The organism is Kitasatospora sp. NPDC028961, from assembly GCF_055564815.1.
In genome coordinates this window covers 19,832-39,006 of the sequence record NZ_JBVHVO010000019.1, presented here as the reverse complement: position 1 = coordinate 39,006, position 19,175 = coordinate 19,832, and the positions used below count along the sequence as shown (strand labels likewise).

The window sequence follows — 19,175 nt, the reverse complement described above, 5'->3', positions numbered from 1 at the left end:
CGCGGGGCGGGGTGCCGGGCAGATTACCCCCACCCGGGCGGTGTGCGCCGACCGGGTGGGGGTGATCCCTTCAGGAGGTTACTCAACTGGCCGTGCCGATTAGCACAGCCAAGGCTTCTTTGACTTCTTCGTCAAAGAGCATGATTGCCGCGAGTTCGCCGACTTTTACTGGCGCCATCCCGATGGGAGAATCTCTTCCATCGAGAACCGAGAAGAATTCATCCCACCCTTGGTAAGAGTTTCGAATTTCATCCATCGAGTATCGATAGCTATAGATATCAAGCAGCTCGCGGGCCGGCGGGAAAGTAACCCCGATAAGTCCTTCGGAATCGACGGCGAGCGCTGCAGCAAGCCGCCCCACACTCTCCATTTGATGATGACGTCGGAAATTTGTCAGCAATTCCGCCACTTTGCTTGCGCTTATGAATTTCTTCATCGCTTCCCCTTCCAGACCGCCTCTGCCTCGCCGGTCAGCGCGCCCTCAACTTGCACTTCAAATTCGGACCTATATTGCACCCACGGTTGATCATTTGAGTGAACGTGCGGCATCCCGCCGGGAAGCTTCGCCGTGAGCACTACGCCATTTCCAGATTGGCCACTGATCGCCCTGCGATAGGCGACCTGGGGTGAAGTGGTCCAACTGACGTAGGGACTGTCAGTTTGACCGGCATGATGGTCCTCAGCTGAGAAACTGCCGCCTCGGGGTCGTGCCACGCCTTCAGTCGCTTCGTCAAATCCAGGATGCGCATTTCCTCGAAGGTCATTCTCCGGGACTCCCCGGTAGAGAGTGATTCCGCCACCGCAATTGTGGACGAGGACCGGCTTATCGCCAGCCAGCACATAGTACGTATGGAGGGTGCTGACGGTGAGGTCGCGGGCTTCGGTGGGGGCGGCCTGGTAGTTGCGGGTGGACCGGACAGTGGCGGGGGTGCCGTCGGAGGTGAGGAGGGCGTGACCGGGCTGGAGGTCGGCGGCTTCGGTCCAGCGGTTGGTGGTGGTGTCCCAGAAGGGGTGGTGCTGGGTGGCGGTGAGGGTCGTGGGCGGGGCGCGCGGGGCTGTGTCGGAGGTGAGGGTGAGGTCGGTGAAGAGGGTGTCGTCGGGGGTGACGATGGTGTTGGTGACGGTTTCGGCGGAGGTGGTGTTGGTCTGGGGGTCGGTGGCCAGGACTTGGTCGCCGGCGGTGATGTCGCCTATGGGCTTGGTGTTGCCGTCGGCGAGGAGGACGGGTGTTGTCGGCGGGAAGCTGTGTGGGACACCTATGGGCATCGGGCATGCCGCGGCTACCGCGTCTTCGGCTTCCTTGGCGGCCTTGGATTCGCGGCGCCAGGTCTTCAGTCCGTCGAAGAGTTCGCCGGCTAGGGTCTTGATGGATTTGGCGAGCTCGTACGCCTTGTTCCAGCGGAAGGCGTACTTGGCGAGGAGCTTCGTGAGGGGGCCACCGCTGAGCATGCTGGAGACGACGTTGAGCGCGGTCTCGCCGCAGGCGCCGAGGTCACCTGTGGTGACGCAGTCGAGGGCGTCGGTGATACCCAGCTCGTCGGCGACGATCTTGGCCAGCTTCTTGCCCGCGTTGAGGACCTTGTCCTTCGCGTCGGAGGCCTTCTTGGCGCTGGTGTTGGTCGGGTTGGAGGGGTTTCCGCTGCCGTTGCCAGAACCGCCGCCACCCCCACCGCCACTACCGGTGCCGGCGGTACCGGTCTCCGTGGTTCCGGACGACTCCTTCAGCGAGTCCGGTACCAAGTAGTTCGCGGTGCTCTCTGCCGCGTTGGCCATGGTGATGGTGCCGGCGGGGCCGCAGGCGTAGAGGGTGCCGCATTCCTCGGACCGCAGGCCGTTCGGGTCGGACTTGTTGACCGGGTCGTTCTCGGAGTAGGCGTAGCCGTTCCACTGTTGCGGGTCGCCGGCGTCGAGGATCGGGTCGAGGCTGAGGAAGCGGCCGGTGGTGGGTTGGTACTGGCGTGCGCCGAGGTTGGTGAGTCCGGTGACGTCGTCCTTGGTCCCGCCGACGAAGCCGTGGTCGCCGGCCCAGAGGGAGGGTTGGGTGCCGCGGGGGTTGCCGAAAGGATCGCTGGGGCGGCGGGACTCCACGAGGGTCTTGGCGTTGAGGGCCAGGGTGCCGCTGCCGTGGTGGTCGGAGAACTGGTAGGTGAGTTCGTTGCCGCCCTGGCGGACGAGGGTGGTGCCGCCCGGTATGGAGTAGTAGCGCGAGCCGTTGAGGGTCTTGGTGACGGTGTTGTAGACGAGTTCGTCGCCGTTGCCGAGGTTGATGGTGGTCTTGCCGGGGTTACGGCGGATGAGTTGGTTGCCCTCGGCGTCGTACAGGTACGTGGTGGCGCCGTGGCCTGTCGTGGTGAGCGACTCGAGGCGGTCCTCGCCGTTCCAGGTGAGCGTGGTGGTGCCCGCGGTGTCGGTGATGGCGGTGGTGTGGCCGGCCGCGTCGTACTGGGTGGTGCTGGTGGTCGGGGTGCCGTCGCCGTCGCGGTTGGTGGAGGCGAGCAGGGCGTGCGGGCCACCGGTCCCGCCGCTGGTGCCCGGTGCGGTGGGGGTGTTGCGGGTTCCCGGTGTCGGGAAGCTCTGGGTGGTGGTGACGTCCTTCGCGGTGTCGCCGCCAGGGTCGTGGGCGACCATGGCGGTGCGGTTGCCGGTCAGGTCGTACTGGTAGCTCTGCCAGTACGGGGCCGAGCCGCCCACGGTGGTGGGGTACGGGGCCTGGGCTCCGCTGGTGGGGGTGGCGTTGGCGCAGCGGCCCTGGCCGCCGACTGCGGGGTTGGGTTCCTGGTGGAGGGTTCCGGTGTCGGTCCACGCCGTGGTGAGCCGGCCGAGGTAGTCGTAGCTGAAGCACTGCAGGTCGGTCGCGGAGGGCGTGTTGTTGGGGATGGTGCGGACGGCGGTGAGGCGGCCGACCTGGTTGTAGGCGTAGGTGGTCTGCTGGACCGAGCCGGTGGTTGCGGTCTGCTTGTCGACGAAGTGGCTGAGTTGGCGGCCGGTGGACTCGTCGAAGGTGTTGGTGGTGACGATCTGGGTGCCGTACGGGTTCATGGTGGAACGGATGTTCCGGCCGTAGGCGTCGTAGTCGGACTGGACGTCGTAGGCGATGCCGCCGAGGCCGCCGATGTCGTGGATGAGGCCGTAGGCCTCGTAGTTGTAGGTGACGCTCTCCGCGAAGAGGTCGCCCATCGCCGGCAGGCCCTGCTTGGTGGGTGCTCCGGTGATGGGGTTGAAGACGGCCTGGTAGGTGAAGGTGAGTGGGTTCGCCTGCCCGACCTCGCTGCCGGGGATGGTCACCGTGGTCTTGGTGGGTCGGTAGGCGGTGTCCATCGCGGTGACGGCGGTGGTGTAGGCCGCGCCGCTCTGTCCGCCGACGTAGCGGGTGGAGGACGCTGGCTTCCCCTTGGCGACGGTGTCGTAGGTGAAGCCGGTCAGGCGGTTGGCGGGGCTGACCGAGTCCTTGTAGGTGCCGGTCCTGCGGCCGAGGAGGTCGTAGGTGCTGACGATGCTCTGTCCGCGGGCGTCGGTGGTGGCGGAGACCCGCCCGGCTGTGTCGTAGCTGGTGGTGCTGGTGCCGGCGTCGGGATCGCTGGTGCTGGTGCGCCGGCCGCGCTGGTCGTAGGCGTACGTCCAGGTGTTGCCGGCGGCGTCCGTGCGCGAGGCCTCGGTACCGAGGTTCGAGTAGGTGTAGGAGGTGACGTCCGCGTCGGCGGGGTTGCCGGTCGGCGTGGGCGTGCGGTACTGCCACAGCTGTGAGGTGCGTCCGCGCGAGTCGGTGACGGTGCTGGTCGCCCGGCCCCCCGTCGGCGGGGTCACGTCGACGCGGTCGGCGCCGGGGTAGGAGGTGCTGGTGGTGGTCTGCAGGACTCCGAATGCCCGGAACTCGCTGCTGACCACACGCCCCATGCCGTCGTAGACGTTGCGGGTCTGGTTGGGGACCTTGGCGTCGTCGGGCTCGAATCGGGTTGTGCTGGGCGGGTTGAGGTTGTTGTAGTAGGTGTTGTTGAGACGGGCCGTGCGGCCGTGGGTGTCGTAGTAGGTGTCGGTGATCATCCGGCCTGCGTAGGCGGAGATCGCCGGGTCGCTCTGTGTCTGCACGACGCGGGCGAGGCCGTCGAGGATCTGGGCCGACTGCTGGTACGTCTTGTCGGCTCGCAGGGTTTCGGTGGTGATGGACGACGTCGCGTCGTTGGTGATCCGGTAGGTGAACTTGTAGTCGGCGGGTTCTGCGGTGGTGCGCCCGGCCTGCCAGACCGCTGTCAGGCGGCCGAGAGCGTCGTAGGTTTGGGTGACGGTGCGGCCGTTGGCGTCGGTCGTGGTGAGCGGCAGGGAGCGGGTCGGGTCGAGGGTGACGGTGGAGGTCCAGCCGGTCGTCGCTTCGGGGGTACCGACCGGGGCGGGGGCGGTGATGGTGTTCTTGTTGGGGAGTTCGCCCGGCGCGTTCGAGGTGTAGGCGGTGGTGGTGGCGGCGCCGTTCGGATGGGCCGTGTCGGTGGTCGTCGGATCCGTCACGGTGGTGGGTCGGCCGTAGGCGTCGTAGGCGCTGCGGCCGGTGGTCGTCCATTGGGCGGTACCGTTGGCGTCGTACTTCTCGAGCACCTGGATGCTGGTGGCCGAGGCCGTGCTGCCGAGGCTGCGATAGGGCTGGTCGTCGAAGAGCGTGCGGCCGCCGGAGACGGTGTTCGCGGCGGTGGGCGTGGCCTCGCACGGGTTCTCACCGGAGACGGTGAGGGTCTGGGCCACGGCGTTGAGGACCGGTGATGCGGGGTCGCCGGCGTACTCCGTGCGCACGCACACGTCGGGGTTGCCGTCGGCCTGCTGCAGCACCATCGCGGGACGGTAGGGCACGTCCTTGTCGATGAAGGTGGTGTCCGTGGTGGTGCGCCAGCTGCCGTCGACCTTCTTCGCCTTGGCGGTAACGGTGCTCTGCTGGGGCGCTGCGTAGCGGGCCTTGAGGGCGGGCAGGGCTGGGCCGCGGCTGTGGGTCGCGGTCGTCCTGGGTTCACCGCCGTCGGGGTTGGCGCTGGTGTTGACGCTGCTGGCGGCGGGGGTGTTGGACGTGGCGTCGGGATAGGTGTCGGATTCGAGGACCTGTCCGGAGAGCCAGTCGTGGTCGGTGACCGGGCCGCTGGTGGGGCCTTGGGCGCTGCGGGTGCGCGGGTTGCCGGCGGCGTCGATGTCGCCTTGCATGCCCTGGTGGTAGTAGGTGGCGGTCTTGCTCTGCGGGCCGTCCTCGGTCGAGCCGGTGATGGCGGTGACGGAGACGAACCCTCGGAACTGGTCCCATGTGCGGACCGCGTTGTCCACGCCTTCGGCGTCGTTGCGGTGCCATGCCGCGTCACCGTAGGTGTAGCTGGTGGTCTGGGTGAGGGATCCGCGGACGAAGTTGGACCGCGGGTCGACGGTGACGCTCTTGACGGGGTAGCGCAGGAACCAGTCGTCTACGGGGGCGTCGGCGGGGTTGGCGTTCGGTTCGTACCACTTGACGTTGTAGCAGGCCAGCGTGTTGCTGTCCGGCGAGCTGGGCATGGCGTGGGCGTTGCGGGAGCACGACTGTTGGATGTAGTCGACGCCGATGGTGCCGCCGGTCTCCGTGGTGATGAGCTGGATCCGCGGGCGGAAGAAGTCGGACCTGGCCGGGATGAGTCCGTCGACACGGTTGCGCAGGGGTGTGGCGGCGAATGTGACGGGCTTCAGGGTGACGGGGTTCTGGCCGCTCTGGGTGCTTTCGCCTGTGCGCTGGATCGAGGCGAGCCAGGGGATCCGCAGCTCCTCTACGGGGGCGTTGGGGTCTTTGTTCGGGCGGTCGGGGTAGTCGTGGGGGTCCTCGAAGCTGTGTGTCAGCCGGTAGGAGTCGACCGGGCGGTACGCGCCGTTGATGCGGACCTTGGTGGTGATGGCGTTCAGCCAGCGGGTGGTCCAGAAGCTGGGGCCGGAGTTGGCGCAGGCGTCGTTGGCGGAGCACTGCTGGTCGGTCGGGACGTCGGGCCAGTTGCCGGCGTTGGCGGGTGTGCGTTGCTCCGGTCGGCAGGCGTCGTCGCCGGCGAGGCAGCGCTCGCCGGTGTCGAAGACGATCTGTGCAGCCGGCTGGTGAGTGCCGTTGGCGGCCAGTTGGTCGGTCAGGCGCTCGCCGTAGCCGACGGACTGCAGGGTGCCGGCGCGTGTGTATTCCGTGTTGGTGCCGGTGCCGTTGTTCTGGCCCGCTCCGCGTGCATAGAAGTTCGTCTCGGGGGCGTACGTGTAGGTGGTCAGGTTGCCGTGGACGTCGACGATGTGGTCGAGGTTCCAGCGCCAGGCGCTCTGGCACCATGAGGCGGAGCCCTTGGCAGGGTCGTAGCAGGGGTCGCCGGGCTTGGGTGAGTAGACCGGAACGGTCCAGGCCGATCGGTTCTCGGGGCCTGTGGTGGTCGGAGCTCCCTGGTCGTCGGGGAGGTGGTTGAGACCGAAGTAGAAGGTCGTGCCGCTGGTGTCCGTGACCTTGAGGTAGGAGCCGTTCCAGGTGCCGTTGGCGGCACCGGTGAGGAACTGGACCTTGGTGCCGTCGTCGGACTGGAGCCGCCAGGTGCACTTCGACAGCTCGTTGCGGGGGTCGGAGGTGTCGCATGAGCCGTCGTCGGCGACGAGCTGGCCGGTGTGACCCGCGAGGGACAGCGTCAGGTTGGCCCCGGTCCAGCACTGGTCCCCGGACTTGTCGATGCCCGCCTTCGAGCAGGGCTGGTAGGAGCGCTCCACGAAGCCTGAGCCGAGGTCCCAGCCCTCGCCGATCCAGGACGCCTGCGAGTTGGTCGCCGAGGTCTTGCCGTCCACGGACGAGGAGTCGTAGGAGAGGCCGACCTGCGGGGCCCCTCCGCCGAGGCTCGGGGGTACCTGGACGGGGTAGTTGTAGGTGAAGGAGCCCGACGATCCGCCGGCGGACCATGCCTGGCTGGGTGCCAGGCTCGTGGCGCTGTACGTCCCCGCGCCGCCGCCGGCTGATCCCTGCAGTGCCAGGACCATCGCCGGTGCCGCTGCCGGCGCGCCGGCAGCGGATGCGGACAGGCTCTTCGCCAGTGGGGACGTGCTGGGCGCGGCCGAGGGGAGGTCGACGTCGGCAACCAGCTTCTTCGTCTGCGGGTCGTAGTGGGAGGCGACGGGGGTGCGGGTGCGGCACTGCTGCGCGGCCGGACTGGTCAGCGCGCAGGCCGGCATGGCGGCCAGAGTCGCGCGACTGGCCCAGTCGCCGCCGTACGCGGGGGCGAGTGCGACCGGGTCGAGGCTGACGCGTGCCGTGGTGGCGGCGCGCTGGTCGGCGGAGGAGAGGGAGATGAGCGCTCCGCTAACCCCGGCGGCCTCCGCTGTCCTGGTGTCGGCGACCGCGACACTGACCTTCGGGCTCGTCGCACTGTGGGAGCGGGCGGCGGGGGCGGGGTCTGCGCCGCCCGCTATGGACGAGAGCCAGACCGGGAGGTCGCCTGCCCTCGACGGGGCTGCGGCGGCCGGTTCCTGGAGCGTGTTGCCGCGGCCGTCGGGGCGCGCGGAGGTCGTTCCGGTGGCGGGTGGCGGTGCCAGCTCGACCGTTGCCGCACCTGTGGGGGCGGTCTTGCCGCTCTTGTCCGCAGGCCGGTTCGCGGTGTCGCTCTTGGCACGGGCCGGCGCGGGGACGGAGGCGTTTGTGCCGGTGACCGACAGAGTGGCGGGGAGCGGGGTGTTCGGCGGGGACCAGACTCGCTTGTAGTCCGGTGCCGCGGCGAACGCCACTCCCCCGGCGGGGACCACCAAGGAGGCGACGACCGCCAGGGTGCTGAGCATGGCGGTTCGCGAGCGTCGCAAGTAGACGGCCCGTCGACGGGCCGAGCGAGCACGGTGAGAGAACACCGTCACCCTCTCCGTTGGTGACCGCGCCCGGGGACACGGCTAGTTGATCAAAGGCCAGTCGACCTTATGGGTCGCCTACATTCCATGTCGAGGAGTCGATAAAGACTCATCCCTGGTGATTTAGATCACCTGCTGCGCGAACGGTACGAACTGGTGCCAAATCAGCACATCGCTGAATGCGCTGCATTGACGGCCGCTCATGAGAGGCGGGAGGTTGCGTCTGTCCTGTGCGCAGTGCCAGCCCGGCCGTGTCCGCACCACCTCCTCGTCGGGAAGGCTTCGCCGTGCCCCCGTTCCCCAGCCCACGTTCCGCCTTGCGCCCCCTGGCCCTGCGTCTTCCAGCGCTCGGCCTCGGGCTCGCGGTGTGCGTCGGCCTACCCGTGCCGTCGGCGCACGGGGCCCCGCAGCCGGGATCCAAGAGCCTCGCCGAGGTGATCGCGGAGGCGGACGCCGCGCATGCCAAGATACGGCCACCCCAGAATGCCGCCGAGAAGGCCATCGCTCAGGCGAAGGCGACCGGCAAGGCGGTACCGGTCGACTCCCTGACCGACGACTACAGCGAGACCGTCGCCACGCCGCAGGGGCACCTGCAGAAGACGCAGCACCTGGAGCGGCAGCGGGTGCGGCAGAACGGCGCGTGGGCCTCTCTCGACGCCATGCTGGTCGCCGATCCGAAGGGCGGCTTCCACCCGAAGGCGTCCGGTGCGGACGTGCACCTGTCGGCCGGCGGCCCGGGGGCCCTCGCGACCCTCACCAGCTCCGACGGCAAGCAGATCACGCTTCACTCGCCCTTTCCGCTGACTCAGGGGGCGGTGGACGAGGACGGCGACGGCGTGCTCTATCCCGAGGTGGCGCCGGGCATCGACCTGAAGGCCACGGTCACCAAGTTCGGTGGCCTCGGCACCGTCCTGGTCGTGAAGAACGCCGCCGCCGCGGCCAACCCGGTACTCCGGTCGGTGACCTTCCCCACCACCACTACCGGTGTGGCCATCACGTCGGACGCCGCCTACAATCTCACTGCCACGGCCGAGGACGGCACGCCCCGTTGGCACGCCCCCGCTCCACGGATGTGGGACAGCTCCACCGCCCCCTCGACGCCGGTCCCCCGGTCCGCTCCCGCGGCCACGGTGGTCCGGGCCACTCTGGACGGCGGTGCCGCCGCCGCGCAGACCGCCGCGCCTGGTGAGCCGGAGGCACCGGTTACCAGCACGGTCGACGGACCGGGCAGCAACGCCCGGGTCGCGGTCATGCCCACCACTGCCAGCGCCAACGGCATTACTCTGAACCCTGATCAGGACATTCTCGCCCATGGCGAGGGGCCGTGGTTCATCGACCCGGGTTGGATCTACGACGACCGCAGTGCCAACGGCTGGACGTGGATTCAGTCCGCCTACCCGGACACGAACAACTACCTGAAGACCGTGACATCCCAGGAGCCGTACAACCGGCCGGGCGTCGGCCGGCAGGACTACCAGGTGAAGACGGGTATCGAGCGGGCCTTCTTCCAGATCGACACCCGCGGCTTCGAGGGCACGATCGTCAACTACGCCGTCATGACGATGTGGCAGGCGAAGTCCTCCAATTGGGACTGCAACAAGCAGTATCCGCTCAACCTGTTCGCCGTCGACCGTCCCATCGGCTACGACACGACGTGGAACAACGCGCCCAGGCACCTCGGCGGCCAGGTCGGAGACACCGCCTGGGTCGCCGGATCCGGAAATGCCGGCTGCCCCAATGGCATCGACTTCAAGTACAACGTGACCGACGCCTACCGTGCGTGGGCCGGCGGGACACCCAGCATGGCCTTCACCGTCGAAGGTGACGAGAGCGACAAGCTCGCCTTCAAGCGCCTCGACTACCGGCCGGCCGTGATCGTCGAGTACGACCGCGCGCCCAACACCCCCACCAACCCCTACACCTACCCCGCGCCGCGAACGGTCTCCCCTGACCAGAGCATCCAGGGCTGCGACGGCAACGGGTGGGGCTGGCTGGGAGCCGGATCGGACCTGGGCAACGTCACGCTCAACGCGACCGTCAGCAGCCCCGTCCAGCAGCAGCTGTACTCGTGGAGCCACATCTGGGACTACACCCTGCCCGGTGTCCCGGACGTCGCGTCCGACTACGCCGGACCTGTCGGAAGCGGCAGCAACGCCGCGTACCAGGTCCCCGCAGGCGTCATCAAGGACGGCCACGTCTACGGCTACAGCATCATGGCCAGCGACCAGCTGGTGGGCATGTCGGCATCCACCCCGACCTGTCATTTCGGAGTCGACCAGACCCCGCCCACCGTCAGCCTCCCGACGCTCGACCAGCAGCTGTCCGACGAGGCGCTCTCGACCCAGTTCCCGCCCTCCGGCAACGGGCAGAGCACCGCGCTGCGCGCCGGCCAGTGGGGCTCCGTCCCCTACACCCCGGTCGACCCGAACCCCTCAGGCGGCCAGACCTCCGGCGTCGTCTGTGCCCGCTGGAGCCTCGACCCGCAGTTCGAGGGCGCCTCCTGGCAGTGCGGCGGATCGATGCCGTCCAACGCCATCCCGGTCTTGCCGACCGCGTGGGGCACCAACATCCTCTACATCCAGGTGGAGGACAACGCCGGCAACGTCTCCCCGGCCGCCCAGTACGCCTTCTACGTCCCCTGGAACCCCGACGGCCCGCAGCCCGTCTTCGGCGATGTCACCGGTGACGGTGCCGCCGACATCCTCACCGCCGACCAGTCGGGAAACCTGCGCACCTACAGCATCCCCGGCAACACGGTCGCCAAGAGCCCGACCGCCGCACTCGCCGCAGTCCCCAGCGACACCCCGAACCGGCAGACCTGGGCAACCGACGCGGTCCAGTACAGCCACCGCGGTGCCCTCACCGGCGGCAAGCACGTCGACGACCTCTTCGTCCACGTCAAGGACGACCCGAACCTCTACGCCTACGGCAACCCCGGCAACACCCGTTCCACAGGCCGCTACAACAGCAAGATCCCGCTCAACCGGCCGAGCTGTGTGGCGCCGCCCAACGACTCCGCCTACTGCACCAGTTATGCCGGTGACTGGTCCCGCACCCTGCGCGTCGCCGCACTCGGCGACCCTGCCCACACCGACCTCGACATCAAGCTCGAATTCAAGAACAAGACCGGTCTGATCACCACCGAGGCCACCAGCGACGGCAGTGACGGCGCTCTGTGGTTCTTCCCCGCCACCACGACCAACCAGCTCGGCCAGCCCGTCCGCCTCGCCTCCACCGGGTGGAAGGACATGGAACTCCTCACTCCAGGAGACTGGGCGGGCCAGAGCCACCCCGGGCTGTGGGCACGCAACCTGCGCCCGGCGGCCGAGGACCCGACCTCCGGTGAACTGAACGCTTACACGTTCACCACCGGTGCCCTCGACGTCGTCGACCCCGACTTCGGGGACCCGATCCTCGACGAGAACGGCGACCCGCTGGTCGTCCCGACCCTGACCGGGATCGCCGGCAAGACCTACATCGGTGGCGTCCCGGTCGCCACCTGGCCGGTCCTCGGCTCCGACGGCGACCTCCTCGGCAACGGTGCTCCCGGCCTGTGGGGCCGCAACGCCGACACCGGGGACATCCAGATCTGGTGGGGACATCGCACCGGAGACTCCGCAAGCCCCGGCATGGGCTGGGACGTGGGTCCGGAGTCGATCGCCAACATCCGGGCAACTCCGGACTGGTACGGCCTCGACCGCAAGAACACCCTCCACACCGACGCCGGCACGCCGGTCCTGGACAGCAACCTGGCAAACGCACTCGTCCCAACCGCCAACCCCGGCTTCACCGCCGACCGCAACGGCGTGAGCGACAGCGCCTCCACTTTCGGCGCCAGCTACTACCGAAGCTCCCAGGCACCGGGCATCGACACGCTCCGTAGTTACAGCGTCTCCGCCTGGGTCAGGCTCGACAGTGCCAACGGCTACGGCACCGTGCTCTCACTCACCGGCAACGACCGTAGCCCGTTCTACCTCCAGTACTCCGCCGCTGTCGGCGGCTGGGCCTTCGTCGCCCCCTACGAGGACCAACGCTCCACCGGTACGTACTACGTCGCCGGGGCCCCCGGGCAACCCCAGCTCGGCCAGTGGACCCACCTGGTGGGCAGCTACAACGCCGAGTCCGCCACCATGACGCTCTACGTCAACGGCCGCGCCGTCGGCGCCACCAAGAACCCCCACCCGTGGCGAAGCGGAGGGACACTCACCATCGGCGCCGCCACCACCGTCTACTACCCGGCCGAGGACTACTTCCACGGAGCCGTCAGCGACGTACGGGCGTACCCCTACGCCCTCACCGACCCCCAGGTCAGCAACCTCGCCATCAGCGACACCACCATCGCCATCCGCAGTGCCTACGACGGCGGAAAGTGCCTGGACAACCTCGGCGCCGGCATCGAGGTAGGTGTGTGGGACTGCTGGAACGGCGACAACCAGCACTTCAGGTTCAACACCGACAACCACGCCCTGATCATCCAGAACAAGTGCGTCACCGTCCGGGACGAAGGAACGGACAACGGCGTCCCCGTGGTCCTCGCCGACTGCGACAACCTCAAGGGCGGTCAGAAGTGGCTCCGCCGAGCTGACAACAGCCTCTACAACCCCCACTCCGGCCGCTGCCTCGAACTGCCCGGATGGGCCACCACCAACGGCACACGCCTGGGCATCTGGGACTGCCACCCTGACGCCAACCAGCGCTGGACGCTCCAACCCGCCACCTGACCCATCACCACCAGGGGGCCCCTCGTCGCAACAACGCGGCGAGGGGCCTGCCACGTGCGAAGGCAACGCACCCCGCACCCCCATCGACCCCGAACCGTCCGACCTGCCCGGCCAGGGCGAACCCCGCCTCCCGCCTCACCCCAGCCCGACACCGCCAGCTGGTGGGCGCAGTCCACGCCGATGTCCGTCAGGTCGCCGTCGCGCCCCTCTCGGCCGAACAGGATGGTCCAGCCGGGGCCGGGGCGTGCCAGGACTGTGAGAGGCCGGGGCGAACTCGCGCAGCGTCTGCGCGCCTGCGGGGATGGCCCGCCGGGCGGGGACCTCCCGCGTCCGGAACCTCGGCGGCGGACGCACCGAAGATTCTTCGGCACCGGGCGGTGTGAACGGCCCACTTAAGGCATGAATCGCAGCAAGATCTCCTGCCCCAGGGGCACGGCCACCAGGTCCTGCCCGAGGGAGCAGGCACCACACAGCGAGGAACACGCCGCGAAACTGGTACCGATGGCCCGGCCGCCGTGCCCACGCCCACTATTGCCAGCCGGCCCGCGCCGACCGCCACGCCGCCCAACCGTGTCGACGCGCCGAGCTCCTCGGCCGCCCGGCCGGACACGCGCCCGCACCCGAGCGCTTGCGCGCCAGCGCCCAACGGCGGGCCGCCCACGCGGACCAGCATGACCGATCCCGCACCGCCCACCAGGCCGCGGCATGAACCCCGCCCACGACGACGAGCGCGCATCCTCCCCGGTAGCGCCGAACCCACCGGCGCGCTGAACGTTGTCGCCCCCGCCCAGGAAGCCGGTATACCCCGCCACGCCCTCACCCAACGCCACCTGGACCTGAAGAACGAATTCTGGAACATTCCCCCCACCGCCTGATCGTGAACGCCCTCGTCGCGGTGAACGCCCTGGCCCTCGCGCCGCCCGCCCACGCCCTGACCTCTCCCCCAGACCGGAGCCCTGCCCGGCTTCCGGCAGCCGCCGGCACCCGCGTCAGATCATCCAACCGCCCGTAGACGCCAGTACGAACGCCACGGCGAACACCGCCTGCAGGCAATGGCGCGCCGAGCGGTGGCCCACGGCCAGCGGGATCTCCACCTGGGACAACCACCAGCGCGTCTAGAGCGGTGGCGTCTACGGCAACGGCGACAACCAGCTGCCCGGCGGGGCCTACTACGCGTACGACATCCCCACCGCCCCCAGAAGCCAGTACGTCCCCGTCACGAACCGCGGACCGACACGGCTGGCGCGCTCCACCACCGGAAACGTCCGCCTCACCCGCGACCACTCCACGGGCTTCCGCCAGCCGACACACTGCTGAACCGCGTGAACCGCCCCCGGGTCCGGGCACGGCGCCGGACAGTGGGCGACAGCCTGGCCGTCCGAGCCAGGGCCGGGTGCGGCGCCCGCTCGACTCCCGGCCCGGACGAACTCTTCGCGCACCGGCGGCCCCAAGAGGAACGGCCCGGGGCCCGGTGTCCGCGGCGGTCACCGGCGCGTACGATGACTATGCCAAACACATATTCACCTGCGAGCCCAGCATCGACCTGCCCGAGCACGAGCCCGCCTTCACCGCCGTCCTGCGGACCGGACCCGCCGGACCGGTCCTGGAGTGCTCCGGCGACCTCGACCTGGACCAGGCCCCCCGCCTGCGCGCGGCCCTCCACCACGCGCTCGCCGTACGCCCGGCCCCGCCGGTGCTGATGGTCGACCTCGGCGCCGTGGCCTCAATCGACTCCTCCGGCCTCAACGCCCTGCTGCTCACCCGGACCGAAACCGCCCGCGACGGAACCGCCCTCCGCCTCACCCGCGCCTCCCGCCCCGTCGCACGGGTCCTGGAGATCACCGGCGCCGACCGCGTCTTCGCCACCGGCGGCGACGCCCCCGCGGCCTGAGATCCCCGCCGGCGCGGAAGACGCCACCGCCGCCCCACCCCGCACCGGTCGTCGACCGGCAGCGCTCACACACCACGGCAGCCGCGCGCCGGCCGTGCCCGCCGCCACCGGCCCCGAGCGCCTCCCCCGCCCGCGAGAGCGGCCGGCCGGGCATACCCCGGGACTGCCGGGGCAACCGGCGGGGGCGGTGCACGGTCTGCCCCACACAGGCCGTGCACCGTCACCCGGGCCCGACCACCCACGCCCCTGCGGCCCGGCACCCGCCCGTGCGCCCGGCCGCTCCCCGCGCCCGCACACGGTGCTCCCGCGAAGACGGCCAGAGGTCGACCCGATTCGCCGCGCTTCGCCCGCCGGGGTCCGGGCCGCGCCCAGGCGGCTTCCTCCCCACGGCGCGCGCGCCCGCCGGCCATGACGCCGGCATGACGCGGCCCAGGCGACGCCGCCGACCCGAGGACACCGGGCCTCTTCGGCCACGGTGTTGACGGCCGATCAGCTAACCCCTTGCCAGACCCTACGGTGACCGTACTATGGTGCTCGGCATGACGAAGAAACGCTCCATGCAGGAGCCAACCTTCCTCCTGCTGACCGCCCTCGCCGACCGGCCCCGGCACGGCTACGCCCTCGGCGAGGAAGTCACCGCGATCTCCGAGGGCCGGGTACGGCTCGGCGCCGGCACCCTGTACGGCACCCTCGACCGGCTGCTGGCCGAAGGGCTGGTCCGGATCGAACGGGAGGAGAGCGTCGACGGACGCCCCCGCCGGATCTTCGCCCTCACCCCGGCCGGCGTCCAGGCCCTCACCGACGAGAGCGAGCGGCTGCGGGCCGCCCTGCGCGAAGCCGACCGGCGCCTGGCGACCACCCGCACCCGACTCGCCGGAGGCATGGCGTGACCGTGGACCGCACCACCCCCAACGCCCGACTGCTGCGCCGCGCCCTCGCCCTCTACCCCGCCTCCTACGGCGCCCACGAGCTGGCCGAACTCGCCGACCACGCCGAACGCCACGTGCGCGCCGCGGGCCCGCCGGCCGGACTGCGGGAGGTCGCCGACGTGGCCGGACACGGCGCCCGGGTCCGCCTCGGCCTGACCTCCCACCGGCCGATGGGCCGGGCGCTGGCCACCGCGGCCCCGCTCGCCGGCGTCCTGGCCGGCACCTACGCGGCCTGGGCCCTCTGGGGCGTCGTCCGGCTGGTCACCGACCACGGGTTCGAGTGGTTCGGGCCCTCCGGCGCCCGGACGGTCGCCGTCACGGCGATGGCGTCCGTCCCGGCGGCGCTGATGGCGGCCGCGGTGCTGGCCGGACGCTGGACGACGGCCAGGGTCCTGGCCCTGGCCACCGTCCTGACCGCCCCACCGCTGGCGGCCCTCTACCAGCCCGGGCTGAGCGACTCCGCGACCGTCCTGCTCACGGTCAACGCCCTCGTCCTGCTGGTCGCCCCGCCGGACCGCACGTCACGCCCGCGCACGCTCCTGCCGTGGGCACTGGCCATCGCGATCACCGCCGCGGACACCACCCTGATCCTGGCCGAGAGCCACATCGGAGCGCGGGTCCCGCACACCGGCTTCGACTTCACCGCCCCCCTGGTCGTCGGCGTCGCCATCGCCTGCACCACCCGCGCAGTGGGGCCCGCGGCCCTGGCCACGGCGGTCCTGGCCGGCCCCCCGCTGCTCTGCCCCGCACTCGTGGACGGCTACCCGGACCCCCTTCCCTTCATCGTGCGCCCCGTGGTCCTGTTCGCAGCCGGGTACACGGTCACGTTCCTCGCGGTACGACTGGCGCACCGGTTCACCCGGCGAAGCGAACCGAACACCCCTGACCGCTCCCACTCCACCCCCGAATCCCCCACCCGCGTGCGGGGAACCCCCAGCCGCACCGCGATACCCGACCGGCCGCGCCGGTCCTCGTCAGGCACGAGGACCGGCGCCGGCGGACCACCCGGACCACCTCGGCACGGCGGCCTCCGAGGCGGCGCCGCCGTCGGGCCCGGCCTGGCGGGCCGTCAACACCCGGCCGGCGAGGACGGGCAGCGCCCCGGCGACGCTCACCGCCCCGGTGCGCTCACGCGCCGGCCCCCACACCGAACCCGGCGAACAGGCCGCGGCCCGCCGCTCGACCCGATCGCGGACCGGACGGACGGCATCCACGCCCCGCCCGGCCGACTCCTGCCGCTCCCCGTCCAGGTACCGCCCGCCGGGGAAACGGGAACAGACGCCGCCACGGCCCACGGCCAGCACCACACCCGAGACCCGGACAGCCCCGACCGTCACGACCTTCGCGGTCTCGGCGCGGACACCGACCACGCCCACCCCGCTCACGGCCCCGACCACGGCCGCGCACCAGCCACCGGACCCGCGGACGGCCCGGTCAGCCGAAGGCCGCGACGGCCTGGTCCACGCTCTCGTAGAGGCCGAAGATCCGGTCGATACCGGTGATCTGGAGGATCTGCGCCAGATCCCGGCCCGCGCCCGCCACGGCGAACGGCGCAGCGGCCGCGGTGGCCCGCTGGTAACCGGAGATCAGCGCCGAGACCCCGATCGAGTCACAGAACGACAGGCCCCCGACATCCAGGACGAGCGGAACGGCCGCGGCCAGCGGCAGCCCCTCCACCAACCGGCTCAGCCGCGGAGCCGTGTGGTAATCGAGCTCCCCGGTGACGGTGAGGACCGTCGCCCCCGACGGATGGGTGTGAACGGCCATGGCCAACGCGAAGTCGGGCACCGTAACTCCTGGAAGGACTGGAACGGGAACCGGGGACGCCCGTGCGGTGCGCACCGGCTCGGATCGGCTCGTGCGGGACGGTCAGTGGATTCTCGCTGCGAGAAGGGCGATGTCGTCCGTCTTCGCCTTGCCGAAGTCGTCCAACAACTGGTCGCACAGCTCATCGAGCCCCTGCCCGGCGGCGGACACCGCACTCCCGAGGGCGGCGAGACTCTCGTCGAGATCCTCACCGGGCACCTCCACGAGACCGTCGGTGAGCAGCAGCAACGTGGATCCGGCCGGAACGGCGTGGGAGACGGCCGGCGGGTGCGGCAGGTTCAGACCCAGCAGGATCCCGTGCTCGGTGAGATAACGGGTGGAACCGTCGGGAAGGCGCAGCAGCGGCGGCAGGTGGCCGGCGTTGGCGATGTGGACACGTCGTCCGCCGGGTTCCACCAGCACCAGGCAGACGGTGGCGGTCATCGTCGGCCGCAGGCGCACGAGCAGCGCGTCCAGCCGCTCCAGCAGGGTCCGCGGGTCGTGCCCCTCGATCGCGTAGGCCCGCAGCGCGTGGCGCAGCTCGCCCATGACCATCGCGGCCTTGAGTGAGTGCCCGGCCACGTCGCCGATCGCCAGCAGCAGGCCGGCCGGGGTCTCGATCGCCTCGTAGAAGTCACCGCCGATCTCCGTGTGGTCGGCGGCGGGCTTGTAGCGGACGGCGAGGTCCACCCCGGCGACCTCGGGCAGCCGGTCGGGCAGGAAGGTGCGCTGCAGGGTGAGGACGAGCGCGTGCTCCTCACTACGGGCGCGCATCGCCTCCAGCGCCAGCGCGCAGGCCTGGCCGAGCTGGGAGAAGAGCCCCCGGTCGTCGGGGCCGGTGGTCGCGGGCGCCTCCACCACGAGCGCGACCGGCGGCCGGCCGTGCTTGGTCCGGGCCAAAAGCACCGCGACCTCCCCGGGCAGGAGCTCGGTGAGCCCGGCGTCCAGACGCGCGGCCAGGGCATGCCAGTCCGCGCGGGACAGGACCGCGGTCTCGGCGCCCGTCGCGTCGCCGAGCGCGTGGTCCGTCAACCGGTCCAGGAGCCCCGCGTCCGCCGTACTCAGGCGGGGGGCGGCGGTGACGCCGTCCGGGGCGGGCCGGTCGACGACCGCCACCTGCAGGGCCCGCTCGTCCGGGCTCAGGGCCAGAGCGACGGCCGGGGAGGACATCAGGGTGGCCGTGCCGGCCGCCGCTCTCGCCGTGAAGGCCTCCGCGCCGCTCACCCCGTACACGGCCAGCGTGGTCCGGTTCAGGATCGCCACCCGAGCCGCCAGCCGCTCGGCGCGACGACGGGCACGGGCGTAACGCAGCGCCGCCGTGACCGTCGCCAGCAACTCCGACGGGGCTATCGGCTCGGTGAGATACGCGTCCGCGCCACGATGCAGGCCCTGGGCGCGGTCGTCGACCTCGATGGCGGTGGCCGAGATATGGATCACCGGAACCGACGCCGTCCTGGGATCCGCCTTGATCCGCTCACAGACCTCGAACCCGCTCATGTCCGGCAACCGGACATCGACCACCGCGAGTTCGGGCAAATCCCGGTCACCGGCCGCGGCGAGCAGAGCGAGGCCCTCCGTACCGTCCGCGGCCTCCACCACCGTGTGGCCCCCGCGCACCAACCAGCTCCGGACGAGATACCGGTTGATGTCGTTGTCGTCCAGGACCAGGATGGTAGCCGCCGCGCCGTCGCCGGCCGCCCCGGCACTCAACCGACACTCCGTCCACCGACCGCCGGCCCACCGGGGGAACCACCGGGGAGGTTGCCGAGGAGGCCACCGGGAAGGTCCCCGCGATGGCCACCAGGAAGGTCACCGGGATGGCCACCGGCGAGGTCGCCGCCGGGGAGGCCACCGGCGAGGTTGCCGGGAAGGTTGCCGCCGGGATGGCCACCGGGGAAGTTCCCGGAAGGGCCACCGGGGAAGTTGCCGGAATGACCACCGGCATGGTCACCGGGGAAGTCGCCGGGAAGGCCACCGGCGAGGTCGCCG

The 19,175-nt window shown here is 70.6% G+C and carries 8 protein-coding genes; 4 read left to right on the top strand and 4 right to left on the bottom strand.

Translation table 11 applies throughout. The annotated features are described in order from the left end of the window. Nucleotides 1–82: 82 nt before the first annotated feature. Together ACZ4UX_RS26500 and ACZ4UX_RS26495 are read right to left on the bottom strand one after the other, a co-directional pair. The gene (locus ACZ4UX_RS26500; RefSeq protein WP_465708503.1) at nucleotides 83–436 is read right to left on the bottom strand and encodes a hypothetical protein; all 354 of its coding nucleotides are present in this window, start codon (nucleotides 434–436) and stop codon (nucleotides 83–85) included. Then, on the bottom strand, nucleotides 433–7,776 hold the full coding sequence (locus ACZ4UX_RS26495; protein WP_465708502.1) for an RHS repeat-associated core domain-containing protein: 7,344 nt from the start codon (nucleotides 7,774–7,776) through the stop codon (nucleotides 433–435). Before ACZ4UX_RS26495 ends, ACZ4UX_RS26500 begins: the two co-directional genes overlap by 4 nt. Nucleotides 7,777–8,273: 497 nt before the next feature. Here ACZ4UX_RS26495 and ACZ4UX_RS26490 point away from each other — a divergent pair, with 497 nt between their 5' ends. The 4 genes from ACZ4UX_RS26490 to ACZ4UX_RS26475 all read left to right on the top strand — a co-directional run bounded on the left by ACZ4UX_RS26490 (nucleotide 8,274) and on the right by ACZ4UX_RS26475 (nucleotide 16,882). Beyond that, complete coding sequence (locus tag ACZ4UX_RS26490; protein WP_465708501.1) at nucleotides 8,274–12,560, top strand: LamG-like jellyroll fold domain-containing protein; 4,287 nt, start codon at nucleotides 8,274–8,276, stop codon at nucleotides 12,558–12,560. A 1,471-nt stretch (nucleotides 12,561–14,031) separates the two neighbouring features. Then, nucleotides 14,032–14,451, top strand: coding sequence for an STAS domain-containing protein (locus tag ACZ4UX_RS26485; protein ID WP_465708500.1), 420 nt, complete (start codon nucleotides 14,032–14,034; stop codon nucleotides 14,449–14,451). A 539-nt stretch (nucleotides 14,452–14,990) separates the two neighbouring features. Then, nucleotides 14,991–15,341, top strand: coding sequence for a PadR family transcriptional regulator (locus ACZ4UX_RS26480; RefSeq protein WP_465708499.1), 351 nt, complete (start codon nucleotides 14,991–14,993; stop codon nucleotides 15,339–15,341). Then, the gene (locus ACZ4UX_RS26475) at nucleotides 15,338–16,882 is read left to right on the top strand and encodes a hypothetical protein (protein WP_465708498.1); all 1,545 of its coding nucleotides are present in this window, start codon (nucleotides 15,338–15,340) and stop codon (nucleotides 16,880–16,882) included. The genes ACZ4UX_RS26480 and ACZ4UX_RS26475 overlap by 4 nt, the downstream gene beginning before the upstream one ends. Here ACZ4UX_RS26475 and ACZ4UX_RS26470 read toward each other — a convergent pair. After that, nucleotides 16,815–17,168, bottom strand: coding sequence for an STAS domain-containing protein (locus ACZ4UX_RS26470; RefSeq protein WP_465708497.1), 354 nt, complete (start codon nucleotides 17,166–17,168; stop codon nucleotides 16,815–16,817). The genes ACZ4UX_RS26475 and ACZ4UX_RS26470 overlap by 68 nt on opposite strands. An 81-nt stretch (nucleotides 17,169–17,249) precedes the next feature. Beyond that, nucleotides 17,250–18,896: a SpoIIE family protein phosphatase gene (locus tag ACZ4UX_RS26465; RefSeq protein WP_465708496.1), complete on the bottom strand. Its 1,647-nt coding sequence runs from the start codon at nucleotides 18,894–18,896 to the stop codon at nucleotides 17,250–17,252. Nucleotides 18,897–19,175: the final 279 nt, after the last annotated feature.

What these genes read in the sequence shown, in the direction of transcription:
- ACZ4UX_RS26500 (WP_465708503.1), bottom strand. Translation starts at nt 436, where the DNA reads ATGAAGAAATTCATAAGCGCAAGCAAAGTGGCGGAATTGCTGACAAAT.
- ACZ4UX_RS26495 (WP_465708502.1), bottom strand. Translation starts at nt 7,776, where the DNA reads ATGCTCAGCACCCTGGCGGTCGTCGCCTCCTTGGTGGTCCCCGCCGGG.
- ACZ4UX_RS26480 (WP_465708499.1), top strand. Translation starts at nt 14,991, where the DNA reads ATGACGAAGAAACGCTCCATGCAGGAGCCAACCTTCCTCCTGCTGACC.